We start from the raw sequence: 13,778 nt of genomic DNA, 5'->3' as shown, positions 1-13,778 counted from the left end.
ACGGATCGGATCAGGGCAACTGGACCGGCGTCGGCGCTTGCCAAGCCGGGTTGCGATGTTCGACGACCACCGTCGTATAGATCCCGCCGCGCACATTGAAGTCGGCGCGCAAGCGCATGAAATTCGGTTGGGTCGCCGCGGCGATGTGATCGAGAATTTCGTTGGTGACCGCTTCGTGGAAGGCGCCGCGCTCGCGGAAGGTCCACATATACAGTTTTAGCGATTTCAATTCGACGCACAGCCGATCCGGCACGTATTCGAGCGTCAATTTAGCGAAATCCGGCTGGCCGGTCATCGGGCACAGACAGGTGAACTCCGGAATGTCGATACGGATCGTGAAATCGCGCGCCGGTCTGGGATTTTCGAAAGTGGTCAGGTCGGAACTGGGTTGGGTACTCATGATGGACTTATTAGAATTGATCGCTCGAAATGCCGCCGAATGTCGGCGATCCGACAATTTTACCAGCTATCGGTTCGCAATGACGGCCGATTGTCGCGCGCGGGCGATCTTCGCTAGTTTCAGTTTAAATGCCTATGGTCGAACGGCGTTGTCTTATTGCCGTCATCCGGGCATGGTATCAATTGGAGGATTCTTCGCGAGCGGCTGTGCGGAAAGTGTTGGCCCGTGGGCGGATCAGCCGCCGAACGATCCCGTGAGGCTTATTGCCCCGAGAAATGGAATATAGAACATGTCGTTAGTCGCGATTGTCCGCCCCGCGCACGGGTTTAAATGGGGTTGTGTCCGATGACATTGACAGACTCTCGTTGGGTGTGGGTGTCACGTCGCGTTGATGAACGGACCTGGTCGGCAGAGAAACAACCAGTCGTACCCGCACGAGTTCTCCAGAGTGATACGGCTAGGGATTTATTCGAAGATGGCGGTTTTGTGATAATAAAAAAATATGCTTTGGCGTTGTTATTTATTTTGTTTTTGGCAGTTTCAATCTATTATGCCGACAATTTGACGCTGGAAACGGTGAAAACTAATAAAGTTTGGTTAAGTCGGTTTATTCAAGATCATTACTCGTTTTCGGTGGTTTTGTTTTTTCTGGCTTGTGTCGTTTTCGTCAACTCCCCGGTACCGGCCGCCGCGGCGATCAAAGTGTTGGGCGGCTATTGTTTCGGGTTTTATCTGGGAGCTATCTATAATGTCGGGGCGACTATTTTAGCCTGTTTGGTCGGGTTCGCCATTAGCCGCTATGCGTTAAAAGGGTGGTTTGAAAAAAGCTATTACGATCGAATAAAAAATATCGATACCGAGTTGGAACATAATGGCTTTTATTATTTCCTGAGTTTACGACTGGTCATGGTGGTGCCATATTTTATCATCAATATCACCGCCGGGATTTCCAGAGTATCGTTTCGGCAATATTGTCTGAGTACGATATTGGGCGTGTTGCCGACTTCGTTGATTTACGCCAACGGCGGCGAAAAACTGGAGCGGATCGCGTCGTTTAACCAGTTGTTGGAGCCGCCGGTACTTGCGGCTATTTTATTGGTCGCGGCACTGTCGCTGGTGCCGGTGCTGTTAAACAAGAAACATCCGAGCCGTGGTTGACTCCGATCCGTCCGGTCGAGGTACTCGGGACGGATGATGTCGGTAAAGCGCATCGTTCTCCGCCGATGCGCCTCATCCGTGAATTAACGAGAATGGCTTAATCAGCTTTTGGCGCGGCGCTTAGCGAATGAACCGAGGATTGCGGTCCCGAACAACCAAGCGCTTGCCGGAACCGGAACGGCGGCAACCGTACCGAAAAGTCCGTGCGCCTCGTCGTTGGGACCGGCCGTGAAATAAAGCTCGTTGGCGCTGCCGGCTAGCGCGCCGTTGCCTATCGATAAAGCCCACAAACCGTCGATGGTCAGCGGATTGCCGTCGGTACCGGTCAATTGTCCGGCGAAGCTATGGTCCGATGCCTTGAACGCGCTGATGGTGCCGTCGCCGAAGTTGCCTACCAATAAATCGCCGGCGAATTCGCCGAACGATGCCGGCGCGATTGCCAATCCCCACGGTGCATTCAACGTCCCTTGGCTGGCGACGCGTTGCAGTAAATTGCCTTGTAGATCGAACGCATCGACAAAGCCCAAGCCGGCGCCGGCCACTTCGTCGGGCGAGTTTGCGTCTTGCAAGGCGTAAGTGACGTAGAGCGTTCCGTTCAGGTTTTGAATATTAAAGGGCGCGTAACCGTTCGGCAAATTGGGGTCGGTAAATTGACCGCTTAAGTCGTCCGCCGCCGGCGTGCCTTTGAAAACGTCGATACGACCGGATTTAAAATTGGCGGCATACAGGTAGCTGTTTCCGGACAAGGCCGCTTCCGCCACGCCTTTGTAAAGATTTTGCGAAGAGCCGGTGACCAGCGTTTCGGCCGAGGTGCCCAATGCGCCTCGCCAGCCCGATACCGTACCGTCTTCGTTAACGAAAATAAATCGGTTGCCGTTGAACGCGGCAAGGTTATCGTTGAATACCTGGCCGGTGACATTGCCCGCGCCTGGAATCGACACGGTTAAGCCGATTTTGGCGGTGGCGTTGGTATCCGGATTCACACTGTATAGCGTGGATAGTCCGGTACCGTTATCGGAAATCCAAAACGGGCCGGTAGGGGCATAAGAAATGCCCCACGCATTGACTAAGCCGGCGTCGGTCAGTTGCGCGGGATTCGCCGCTTGATCGTCAGTGACTAAATCGACGCGCGAGAATGAGGTTGCCGCCGCCGTTGACAGCGGACCGAAGCTCAGCGCGGCGGATAACGGTAAAGTCCAAAGTGTTCTGCGAGAAAAATAAGAAAGCTTGGATAAGGTACTCATAGCGATTTTCTCCAAAAATAACGTTAAAGACCTGCGATTGGATGACGGTATAGACGTGCGCGCAGCCGTTGCCCGGTCATTGATGCGATGGCAACACCGAAGGCCTAGGGGAGTTACATTGCTAGGGTAGACGCGAACGAACGGGTGGCAACCGTTAATACGATTAGTCGGCCAAAAGTTCAATTGCTCCCAAAAATCTTTCTTGATAGGGCGTACGAGCAGTTGTAAACGGTCGGCGACGACATGCGTCAACCCGCATACACCTCGTCCTGCTCGATCAAAAACAGTACCCAGGAAAACTGGCCGGTGCTGATCTTGCTGCCGCAATAACCGCATTCGCCGCTTTGGCCCATGTTGTCGGCCGGGGCCCCGCAACTGGGGCATTGGTTTAGCGCGTAGGGCTGGTCGCGGCGTTCGGCGGCGGTACGGCGGACGAAGGTCCAGTATTCGGAATAGCGCCGCAACTTGGATTTGGAGCCTCCGACCAGTTTGCCGTTGCCGTCTTCGGTGTAATCGTTGCAGGCGGCGAAGATGCGTACGGTGACGGCTTCGTAAAACAGGTCGCTATCGATTTTCGCCAAAACGACTTGCTCGATCCGCAGATTGTCCAACCGGTTGAACCAGCCGCGCGCGACGTACATTTTTTGCCAAAAGGCGTTGGTTTCGTAGAGTCGGTCCGACAGCAAATGCCGGGCCGCTTGCCAGTCGCGCCGGCTCCAGCAAGCATAAATAGTCAAGAAATACGGGCGCACCACGTCGTTCTGAAACGGCGTCCAGAACGGCGTCCAATCGGCGAGGCCGTATCGTTGCTGCCAAGCATTGATCTGTTCGATCAGATCGCTTTGTTTGATCGTGACGGCTTGCGTGCCTTGCTCATCGGCGTAGGCCGCCAAGCCTTCGTCCGCCGGCACCGCGTGGGTACCGACCACGACGCGCTTGCCCAGACACCATTGCTCGCCGCCTTTTTGTACGGTCGCGCCGCAATAGCCGCACACGCCGGTATCGGTAAAATGCGCGGGTCCGCCGCATTGTGGGCAGCTCAGGGTCTGCATTTTTTCAGGTTCCGCCGACAGCAAGCCCTTGCGGCGGTATAGCCGCCAACGCTCGACGACGGCGTAGCGCGAATGCGCGTCTTGCAGGTCCAAGCTGTAGTTGGCGTCGATCTCGATGTCGATACTGTCGCCGTCGGCGCCGGTCGTGTCGACGGCGAGCCAGCGCATGCCGTTGACGACGATTTCGCTGACGGTCCAGGGCTGGGCTTTGCTGAAATGGCCTTGTAGCTCGGCGCTCAAAAATGGCGACAAGTACTCGAATTCCGGCTTGGTCGAGTATTCGTAAAATTTGCAATACAGGGAATGCACGAATTCCAGAAACACGATCGCCGAAAAGTGGCGGTCCAGCCGCTTCAGCGCGGCGATTTGCTCGGCAATGCCGTTTTGTCGGCGGACGCGGACTTCCGGCGGCGGAGTGGCGGGGATGGCGCGGGTTTGCGATTGTTGGTGGATGATGTAAATGACGATCGCGGCGATAATTAAAAATAGGACCAACGCTTCCAGCGTCGACATCGGATGAGCGGCCGACGATCCGCCGCTGTGGGTGCTCCAACCGGAACTCGAATGCGAGCCGCCGCTAAAACTGTGCGAACTCGATGAGCTGTGCGAACTGCTGGAATGCCCGCCGCCCGGCCGGGCCGGCAGCGCTTGGGAAACGGTCAAGCCGACCAACGCCAGTATCGCGAGCCACTTTTTCATAAATCGACGTCCAGCCGGTCCGGCAATTCGTTGAGGTCGCCGGCGCGCACCGGCAGGTAGCGGGCGCAGGCGTCGGCGGCGTTAGCCAAGGCCGCCAGCAAAGCCTGCTCGGGCCGGCCGGTGGCGAAGACCGCATCGAACTCGGCTTGCAGCGTCCGCCAAACCGGTTGCGGAATCGCCTGCTCCAGTCCCCGATCCGCCAACAGAAACACTCGCCGCTCCAACAGCGAGCAATACGCTAGCAAGCCGGTCTTGCCGCTCGTATGCTGAATGCCGGCTTTTTGAAAGATCGCCCGAGCCAGGATTTCCACCGCCTTGTCCAGACGGGCCCGGCGTACGCTAAAGCGCTTGATGATCGGCAACGTGGCGACGGCGTAAGCAAAAGCGAAAGCCAGCAGCGGGGCGTAGTAGATTAGCCAGTTTTCGAACTCGACCGGCGCGTACATCAGCAGCGTAAAACACAGCCAGGCCGCAGCCAATCCCCAGACCAACGGCACCGAGCCGTATTCGGCCGAGCGCGCCCGGAACACCACCACGACTTCGGCTTGCGAACCGCGTTCGATATGCTTGATCGCCTCCCATAACCGGGCCTGATAGTCTGCCGCCAAATATCGTTTCATCGCTTTTTCACCGCCGTGCTCTATAGTTGGTTTCCAAGTTTTATTCTCAGGGGACAATCATGGGACTTTTCGACGGTTTGCAACGCCAACTGCGCTCGGTTATCGAATGGCAACAGCCGGCGCCGAACGCCTTGTTCGAACAATGGACCGACAACGGCGACGAAATCAAAAACGCTTCGACCTTGATCGTCGGCCCCGGCCAGGGTTGCATCTTCGTCTATCGCGGCAAAGTGCAGGCGGTGTTCGACACCGAAGGCTCCTACAACCTGCAGACCGACAACATCCCGTTTTGGACCACGATTGCCAGCTTCATGCAGTTTTTCGAAAGCCAGTACAAGGTCGGCATTTATTTCTACCGCAAGACCGTGATTTTAGATCAGAAGTGGGGTACCACTTCGATGATCAAATATCTGGACCCAACCTATAAATTTCCGGTCGGTCTGCGCGCCTACGGCAATTATAGTTACCGTCTCGCCGAGCCCGCCGAGTTTTTCGTCAACGTGGTCGGAGAGCAAAAGGCCTTTACCACCGATCAATTGCGTACCGTGATCGTCGCGCGGCTCGGCCAGCCGCTGGCCGATTTTCTGGCCACCAGCCGCTTCGGTTATCTGGATATCGATACCAATCGCGAAGAAATCGCCGCCGGCGTGCTGCAAAAGTTGCTGCCGATGTTCGCGGAACTGGGCTTCGCGATCACCGACTTCAGAATCGAAGGCACCGACTTCGACGAAGACACCCTGAAACGCATCAACCGCATCGCCGACATGACCGCCGAAGCCCAGGCCGCCAAGGAAGTCGGTCTGGATTATGCCCGTATCCAGCAATTGGAGGCGATGCGCGAAGCCGCCCGCAACGAAGGCGGCGGTGCCGGGATGGGCATGGGCTTGGGCGCCGGCATCAGTTTCGGTCAGAACATCGCGCAAGCGATGAACAATCCCGCGGCCGGCGGAGCCGCGCCCGCGCCGGTCGCCGCCGATCCGATGGAAAAACTCGCGCAACTGAAAAAAATGTTCGAAGCCGAGTTAATCACCGCCGAGGAGTACGCGGAAAAGAAGAAGAGTATTTTGGACGGGATGTAACGGCGCGTTGTTTAAGCTCGAGTAGATGATTGCGGGGCGGGCAGTCGGGACGGAACCGAGCGCGATACTGCACGAATTGCACGCAAGAAGCCGTAAATCACGCTAACACGGCCGCTCGAGTGCCGGCGTTTACGCCAATGCCAGGTAGATATCCGTGATCTGTTCATGCTCCGGCGTTTCCGGCACGCGCTTGATATAGTGAAAAAACAGCGGGAAGTCCCGCAACTCCTCGCCGCTGTCGGGCAGCCAGTCGCGGAACAGGTAATACACGCTATCGCTGATTCGGTCGGTCGAACCGGTATGGCGCACCACGGCATAGCGGCCCGCCGCGATGCGTTTATTGACCACGCCTTGCGGGTTTTCCGGCACGGCTTGCTCGACCTCGCCGCAGACATCGAAGCGAAACTCGTCCGGCGGTGTCACGGCCGGGTCGTCGTAGGCGATACCGAAGGTCCGACTCGTCGCAATCGGCGACAGGCCGCTCCGCTTGCGCCAATCGATGAAGGTTCGAACCGTGTCCATTACCAAGCCGGGCGCACCGCGGTGTTCCAGCACGGCGATCAAAGTTTCGGAAAATTCGATGATGTTGACTTGCATAAAGCGACTCCTGATACGTTGGGGTAAGCGCATGCGCTGGTTCCACGGCTGCCATGCGGGTTGGGTTCTGAATTGAGTCGGCGTTTGTCCGAAGCATTTTTTGAAGGCGCGAGAGAACGATTCCGCGTTACCGAATCCGGTTTCCAACGCAATATCGGTAATCGGCCGCCGTTCCTGAAACACCAGTTGATACGAGGCCTTGCGCAAGCGTAATAGCTGCACGTAGCGGGTCGTGCTCAGCCCGGTATAGGCGGAAAACTGCCGTTGAAAATGGAAGCGGGAAAAATGTGCCTGCCGGCTCAGTTCGTCAACCGACAGCGGCTCGAACAAGTGCCGGTCGATATACTCGAAAACCCGATCGAAGCGCGCCGCATAGGCCGCGTTCGCTACTGTGTCTGTCACGGTCATACCTCCTGATTCGGGGCTTACTGTAACAAGCGCCGAAACTCGCCGCCTGACCGAACGTGCTCAGATCGCGGCGTGTTGGGCCGGTACTAATATCGTTGATGTTTCCGATGGACCCGGGATTGACGGATCGCGCATTCAAAGGCCGTATCGCCGAGAGCGGAAAAGCATGGCGCTGTCCTCCAATGGATATTACGCGGGTTCTCAAGCCGAGTTTGGAGATAAGTAATGGCTAGAATAATAAGCCCGATGTATAAACGAGTTTTTTAAAATGGTATAGGGTAGGCTTAAGTTAATCTTAAAGGCCGATCAAATTATTTGTTAGACTTTTCTTCGGTGGCTGTTATAGACTGCGCTCGCCCGGCCCGGAATTCAATGTTAATTGGCCGGCCTGAAAATATGTTTTATTCTGGTCGCGGGCATCTTCTATTAACCGTGTTGAAAAGGAGTTTTTATGTCACACCGTCAAAATCCGATTAAACTGCTATCAATCGGAGTTTGCATTGCAAACTTTGCTGGTTTTAATACCGCCGAAGCAGCATTATTTACCGAAACCGGTTCAATTGCGTCGGTTGGAGGTATTAATGAAATTATTTATGCTCCAAATTATAATTTTCTGATTACTCGCAACTCAGGCAGCGCTGTTAAAGCTTTTGATTTATCCGATAACAGCCGGAAAACTTGGTTAAGCCAATCCTCGATTACCGATTTGGATTTGAGTCCTAGCGGCCGATTCGTATATGCGGCGGATTACGGCGGCGAAAATATCGGCTACGGTACGCCGGCATCTCAACACTATGTTTATCGCTTCGATTTAGGGACCAAAACCGTACAAGCCAAAACGACCGATCAAGTGGCCGGCCATATCGAAGCCATATCCGACAATCAATTTGTATTAAGTTCTCTCGATCAGTGGATTACGCTAACAGCCAATACTTGGGGCAGCGCTAGCAATACTCAAACGAATGCGGTCTCCGGTTGGACGTTTTATCGTGGAGATATCGAATATGACGCCAATAGCCATAGAATCTTGTATGGAGACTCAGGCTCAAGCTCGCAAGAGGTTGGAGCAGTGACATTGACCAGCGCCGGTTTTAAAGTGGTGGATAGCTCTGGTCTATACGGCTCCGCGCAAAATCACGGCGGTAGCGTTGTATTATCGACGGACGGTAGTTCGCTGTATTATGGGGATTTGCAAGTCGATGCGCTTGATGTGTCGCATAACCAACGGGTGTTTCCGGAAATTATTTATGCGGCGACCAGCCATTTCGCTTTCGGCGCCAATCATTTTTACGATGCGGTGACTGGGGCGGAATTAGGTTCGCTGGGCTTTTCGACGTCGGTTTTCGGTTTGAATCCGAATGGCGACGACTTTTGGGCTTTCGACAGTTCAAGTAATGCCTTGCGGCATTTCGATATAGCGGCAGTTCCGCTGCCGGGCGGGTTTGTGTTGTTCAATTCCGCCCTATTAGGGCTGGCTTGGCTCAATCGTCGAAATAGTCGAGCAAGTCTGTAGTCTAAAACTATCGTTTTCCTGTCAGCGGAACAGGGCGATTTTCTTGTTCCGCGCTTTGGAATAGATTGAATCCTCGTTAAAGGCTTGAGAAAAATTAGAACAAACGAGGTGCCGTCTAAATCGCAGGCGCTTTTTTGAAAAAATAATCCAGTATGCCAGGCAGCGACCGGTTTTATTGTCGGTAGAAAGAGTTGACTGGACTAATTCATATTGAGCAAGAGCTGGGTATCGCTTAGCTTTACCCAGCCTCTGTTTCGTTAGCGGTTAACGGTTACCGCCTGTGTTACTGGTTACATTTTTGACGATTCCGTTATCATCAAACTGGATGCCCAAGGTCGTCATTTTTACGCCGACCGCGGATTCTCCGGTTAAGTTGGCAAACGGTACAAAAGCTTTTGCGCCAATATCGGTTTGGCTATAATTGTAATTCCAGGTTTCGGTGCCATGCATTCTCATAATATTGGTTGTTTCGCCAAACAACGCTTTGACTTCCGCCTTGGTGGTTTTTCCAATTTTTATCTGATCCACTAGGTTTTGATCCGTTGCTTTAACATTGCCAGAGTGTTTAGAGCAGGCAGTTAGGGTTGTTGCGATGATGATTGCGGAAAAAATGACTGGTAATTTGCTTTTCATTGGAATCCATATCCTGATTTAATATTAAAATTTTCATAAAAATACCGGTTTCATTGCCGCTATATTGAAACGGATTAGGGTTAAAGCCTATCAGCCTGATAGTCATGATCCGCCGGCGGCAATTGAATTCACAATCAACCATAACTGACTAAGTTGATTGAATAGCGCTAGGAGCCTGTCGGACTTAACTTACCAGCACTTCTGTTGTCATCCAACTCAGCGAAGACGGCGGTCGAAGGAAGGATTTGCCACTGGTTAGGCGAGCGTTTTGGCGTTGGATTCCGATAACGCCAATCGAGCCTTTTGCTGACCAATCGTTTCGACCATTAGACGACCCTCGCCAAGATATGCATCCGTTTCAAGTTGAAGGCCATGGTCACCAGTTTCCACTCACCGGTGACCGCATCCAGACCGCGTAAGGAGAATTGGCGAAAGCCGAGTACCTGTTTGATGATCCCGAACACGGGTTCCACCGTGCATTTGCGCTTGGCATAACGGGCTTTGCCTTCGCGGGTTTTCAAGTACCAAGCCATCTTTTCCAGCGGATCGTCGCCAGTCGGTTCCGGCGCATCCGGGGCTAAACGTTCCGCCAACGGCCGATGATGACTGTCACGGCCCATGGCGATTAAAGGTTCGATCCGGTTTCGTTCGCAAGCCTGGACGTTGGCGGCACTGAAGTAGCCGGTGTCCGCCAGTAGGGCTTCGGCTTGGCCCAAGGCGTCGGGCAGTTTTTTCAGTTCGGCCAGCATCGGCTCAACTTGTTGTTTGTCGTTGGTCTGCTGCGTGACCGTGGTGGCCACGATCAGCATCGTATCGACATCGACGGCGGCCTGACTGTTGTAGCCTTGCACAAAGCCTTCGTGACTCGGCAGGATGCGCGATTCCTCGTCGGTCAGGTTGATTTGATCGTCGGGCTTGGGGCCGGCTACCGGCGCCTTGGGTTCCGGGCCTCGCGGCTTTTGGCCAGCTTGCCGCTGGGCTTCCCGGCGGGACACCTTGTCCTCGTATGCCTGTTCGGCTTGCGCGTCGCGCGGTTTGGCCCGCTCGGCGATCTTGGCTTTCGCTTCACGCAAGGCTTTCAGCCGGTCTTCCCGCCGCGCCAATTCGTCCGGCAGATCAAGGCCGTCCCGGTCGTCCACCGCGTCGGTTTCGTCGGCCTTTTGCAGTAAGGCCTGAACTTCGTCTCGTAGCTGTGCTTCGAGCTTTTCGATATGGCTGTGGGACAAGGCCTTGTGCTTGGAGGCATTCGCTTTGAGCTTGGTGCCGTCCAACGCGATTTGCCCCAGCTTCACCAACTTCATCGCTTGCGCCAGACTCAGCACTTGGACGAACAGGTCTTCCAACTCGACCAGGAACGTCTTGCGGAAGTGAGCCAGGGTATCGTGATCGGGATGGGTATCACCAGACAAGAAACGAAACGCCACCGAATCGTAGGTGGCCCGTTCGATCTTCCGGCTGGAAAACACGCCGGTGGCGTACCCATAGACCAGCAGTGCCAATAATATCGCCGGATGGTGCGCCGCCGAACCCCGACCTTGATAGCGGCTCGTCAACCGGCTTAAATCCAACTGCTCGATGACTTCGACGACAAAACGCGCCAAGTGATCCTCCGGCAACCATTCGTCCACCGAGGGGGTAATAGATAGACTTGATGGCGGTTGACAGGAATGAATCGACTCATCAAGGGCTCTCCCGGTTGCTGGTTCTTTCTATACCACCTATTTTATCTAACCAAGTTACCGAATGGACTATTGGCTTTTAAGTCCGACAGGCTCCTAGATAGAAATTAACAAGGACAATTCAGGTTAACTCTCAGCCTAAGTCATCCTCTATGCGGTGCGATTGAGCGAGATTTTTGATCTCGCGGGTACGCGAGGCGAATTATCCCATAAGTTATCCTGGACAGACAGGGTACGCCAAAAAACCAACTTATCGCGCGGCCCGATTGCCAATCGACAGCCGAATTTGCGCTTGTCTACGCCCGGCGTTCGTGTTTGGGAACTCGCTTATCGAAAGCGGCGGAATCGAAAGTCAGGAACCGCCGCTATCAAACATCCCGGCGGCATGATTTCCAGGGTCGGCATTTAAATCCACTGGGTGGCTGTTTACCGGATTCCGGTGGCGGCAATCCAGCTTTTACCGCATCACCGCTTCGCGTTCGCCCAACTACGGATGACTGTCTGGTCCGGTTTTTAGGAATCGGGCCGGTTCCGGTCGGAACCCGATAGGTCAAGGGCGGGAAGGGGCTATTCGACCGCTCGCCGTTGAACCGCTGCCTAAATGAAAAAGCCCCGAACGCCGGGTGGCGCTCGGGGCTCCTCTTAACGGTTCGTGGCCGGTTACCCGGCCGATCGGGCCGCTTATTTCAGGATTTCAGCGGCCGCCGTTTTCAACTTGGCGGTGTCGGCCTGCATCGGCTTCATCATGTCGTTTTTCGAGGCTTTCGCCCCGGCGACCAACTCGTCGGCCGTTTTGAACTTGCCTTTCAAGGTTTCGAAGCTGGGCGCTACCGAACCGTTGTGGCAACCCTTGCAAGTATCGGCGTCGCCGGCGTGCGACAACGACGGCAGCCAAGCGAGAAACAGCGATGCGATAGTGGTGAATAGAGCTTTCTTCATAACTCGGACTCCTCGGTTTTATAGTAATTATTGAGTTGAGAATCGGCGTTCGTTCCGATCGAATTTTCTCGACGGTCGGACACCGAGCGCAGTCGGATTTTCTCCGATTGCCAAAAAATTTCTATCACACGACCCATCGCAATGCAAATCGCGGCGGCATAAAAGCGCGAGCGGACCGGAACCAGACCGGTGCGGCGCTTTGTTTAACGATGCGGATTCCAGCCTTTGGCCAAGCGTCGAGCTTGGATTTCCAGGGCAATGGCGGTAACAGACCTGAACCACGAGGGTATTAAACCATCGGCCCGATCAGCCAGCCGGCGAACCCGGCCCTTCAATGCCGTTCGCTGTCGAAGGGCGCGTCAGCCTGGGTTTAGGCGAGCCCAGTCCGAACGAAATGCCGGCGATACACGGGGCCGGGTTAACCACTCGATCCTATTCTACCGGCGCGCCCGGTAGAGAGAGTCGCCAACCCCAGCGCCGCTAATCCTGTACAGAATGCCGCTGAAACGCTCGGCTTGAACGGGCGTCCGCCGGAGCGCGCCGCGTGGACGCGAATGCCATCGGCAAATCCGGCCTGAGCACCGGCGATACTCGACGCAGAGTCTTTTTTTCCGACGGCGAGCCGGCGATATGCGACGCCGAGTCTTTTTTGCCCGGTGTCGAGCTGGCGATATGCGACGCCGAGTATTTTTTGCCCGGCGGCGAGCCGACGATATGCGACGCCGAGTCTTTTTTGCCCGGCGTCGAGCCGGCGATATGCGACGCCGAGTATTTTTTGCTCGGCGTCGAGCCGGCGATACTCGACGTCGAGTCTATTTTGCCCGACGTCGACCCGGCGATATGCGACGCCGAGTCTTTTTGCCCGGCGCAGAGCCGGCTATATGCGGCGTCGAGTCTTTTTTGCCCGGCGTCGAGCCGGCGATATGCGACGCCGAGTCTTTTTGCTCGGCGCCGAGCCGGCGATATGCGGCGTCGAGTATTTTTCGCTCGGCCGAACCCCAGCTATACCCGATGCTGAGGCTTTCGTCGGAATTCGGCGTAGGTTTCATTCAACGTTGTTAGATGACTCAACAAGCATCGTGTTTCGGGATGGATGGCCGGACCCGTTAGAGCTAGGAGCGAATCCGGACGCCGGACGGACTTAAGCCATACCGCCATGGCACTGGGTGCTCGCTTTCCGGCGGGCATGGCGGTCTTGAAACAAATCCGGGACGATGGCGCCGGATCGCGCTTTCGCTAAATCGATGTAGGCCGCCTTTCGAACCCCGCCTCGGAAGCGCCAGCTTCCCAAATTCTCGCCAGTCTTTGATCGCGTCGACCAATCCCTCCGCGCCCGTATAATGCCGCGAACCGGAATAACGCCAATGCTCCGGCAAATCCACATAGCCGCGTTTGACCGGGTCAAGGTGGATGTAAACCGGCTTCCGCCGCATCGCCGCCTCGGATTCGATCCGCCGCATCGCCGCCTCGGATTCGATCCGCCGCGGATGACTACCTTCCTCCCAAACCCGATATTCGCTCTCGATCTTATGCGGCCGCTTCAACAACGCCAAGAATTCCAGCACCCGCGCCGAACCGCTTTATTGCAAATGACCGACGATTTGCTTGGCGGTATAAGCCTTAAACCGCCGCATGTCCCGGCTCAAATCCGCCGATGCGGCAATCAAATGTACGTGATTTTCCAGGATCACGTAACCGTAAAGATGAAACCCGCTGCCGCGCCGTAAAAACCGTCGGGAATCCAGCATGATATGCAA

General features: G+C 55.1%; 12 protein-coding genes and 1 pseudogene. 4 read left to right on the top strand and 9 right to left on the bottom strand.

The genetic code is table 11. From position 1 onward, the window contains the following. Positions 1-10 precede the first annotated feature (10 nt). Positions 11-400 carry a preQ(1) synthase gene (queF, locus tag ACP4CD_RS07030; RefSeq protein WP_064025988.1) on the bottom strand — a complete coding sequence of 130 codons (390 nt, stop codon included), beginning with the start codon at positions 398-400 and terminating at the stop codon, positions 11-13. Positions 401-976: 576 nt separating this feature from the next. Between queF and ACP4CD_RS07025 the strand changes: the two genes are divergently transcribed. Then, positions 977-1,558 carry a TVP38/TMEM64 family protein gene (locus tag ACP4CD_RS07025; RefSeq protein WP_426994068.1) on the top strand — a complete coding sequence of 194 codons (582 nt, stop codon included), beginning with the start codon at positions 977-979 and terminating at the stop codon, positions 1,556-1,558. A gap of 101 nt (positions 1,559-1,659) precedes the next feature. On the opposite strand, the gene ACP4CD_RS07020 is transcribed toward ACP4CD_RS07025, so the two are convergent. The 3 genes from ACP4CD_RS07020 to ACP4CD_RS07010 form a co-directional block, all read right to left on the bottom strand. Beyond that, the gene (locus ACP4CD_RS07020; RefSeq protein WP_426994067.1) at positions 1,660-2,802 is read right to left on the bottom strand and encodes a TIGR03118 family protein; all 1,143 of its coding nucleotides are present in this window, start codon (positions 2,800-2,802) and stop codon (positions 1,660-1,662) included. Positions 2,803-3,050: 248 nt separating this feature from the next. Further along, positions 3,051-4,553, bottom strand: a complete 1,503-nt coding sequence (locus ACP4CD_RS07015; protein WP_426994066.1) for a TIM44-like domain-containing protein — start codon at positions 4,551-4,553, stop codon at positions 3,051-3,053. Continuing rightward, complete coding sequence (locus ACP4CD_RS07010; RefSeq protein ID WP_426994065.1) at positions 4,550-5,173, bottom strand: TPM domain-containing protein; 624 nt, start codon at positions 5,171-5,173, stop codon at positions 4,550-4,552. The genes ACP4CD_RS07015 and ACP4CD_RS07010 overlap by 4 nt, the downstream gene beginning before the upstream one ends. Positions 5,174-5,232: 59 nt before the next feature. Between ACP4CD_RS07010 and ACP4CD_RS07005 the strand changes: the two genes are divergently transcribed. Next, the gene (locus tag ACP4CD_RS07005) at positions 5,233-6,252 is read left to right on the top strand and encodes an SPFH domain-containing protein (RefSeq protein ID WP_071159476.1); all 1,020 of its coding nucleotides are present in this window, start codon (positions 5,233-5,235) and stop codon (positions 6,250-6,252) included. A gap of 129 nt (positions 6,253-6,381) precedes the next feature. Here the strand turns inward: ACP4CD_RS07005 and ACP4CD_RS07000 are convergent, their stop codons facing one another. Continuing rightward, positions 6,382-7,251: an AraC family transcriptional regulator gene (locus ACP4CD_RS07000; protein WP_426994064.1), complete on the bottom strand. Its 870-nt coding sequence runs from the start codon at positions 7,249-7,251 to the stop codon at positions 6,382-6,384. Positions 7,252-7,708: 457 nt separating this feature from the next. Between ACP4CD_RS07000 and ACP4CD_RS06995 the strand changes: the two genes are divergently transcribed. Continuing rightward, entirely contained in the window at positions 7,709-8,770 is a 1,062-nt protein-coding gene (locus ACP4CD_RS06995) for a hypothetical protein (protein WP_426994063.1), read from the top strand. A 264-nt stretch (positions 8,771-9,034) separates the two neighbouring features. Here ACP4CD_RS06995 and bamE read toward each other — a convergent pair whose 3' ends face one another. The 3 genes and pseudogenes from bamE to ACP4CD_RS06980 form a co-directional block, all read right to left on the bottom strand. After that, on the bottom strand, positions 9,035-9,403 hold the full coding sequence (gene bamE / locus ACP4CD_RS06990) for an outer membrane protein assembly factor BamE domain-containing protein (RefSeq protein ID WP_426994062.1): 369 nt from the start codon (positions 9,401-9,403) through the stop codon (positions 9,035-9,037). Positions 9,404-9,729: 326 nt separating this feature from the next. Next, positions 9,730-11,084 (bottom strand): annotated as a pseudogene (locus ACP4CD_RS06985) (IS1182 family transposase). A gap of 679 nt (positions 11,085-11,763) precedes the next feature. Continuing rightward, positions 11,764-12,021 carry a hypothetical protein gene (locus ACP4CD_RS06980; protein WP_426994061.1) on the bottom strand — a complete coding sequence of 86 codons (258 nt, stop codon included), beginning with the start codon at positions 12,019-12,021 and terminating at the stop codon, positions 11,764-11,766. 544 nt (positions 12,022-12,565) lie between these two features. Here ACP4CD_RS06980 and ACP4CD_RS06975 point away from each other — a divergent pair. After that, entirely contained in the window at positions 12,566-13,039 is a 474-nt protein-coding gene (locus ACP4CD_RS06975) for a hypothetical protein (protein ID WP_426994060.1), read from the top strand. A gap of 562 nt (positions 13,040-13,601) precedes the next feature. Here ACP4CD_RS06975 and ACP4CD_RS06970 read toward each other — a convergent pair. Then, complete coding sequence (locus tag ACP4CD_RS06970; RefSeq protein WP_426994059.1) at positions 13,602-13,769, bottom strand: hypothetical protein; 168 nt, start codon at positions 13,767-13,769, stop codon at positions 13,602-13,604. Positions 13,770-13,778 lie beyond the last annotated feature (9 nt).

Source organism: Methylomonas stagni (assembly GCF_050154735.1).
In the GTDB taxonomy this organism is placed as follows: domain Bacteria; phylum Pseudomonadota; class Gammaproteobacteria; order Methylococcales; family Methylomonadaceae; genus Methylomonas; species Methylomonas koyamae_A.
This window is presented reverse-complemented; position numbering and strand designations above follow the sequence as displayed.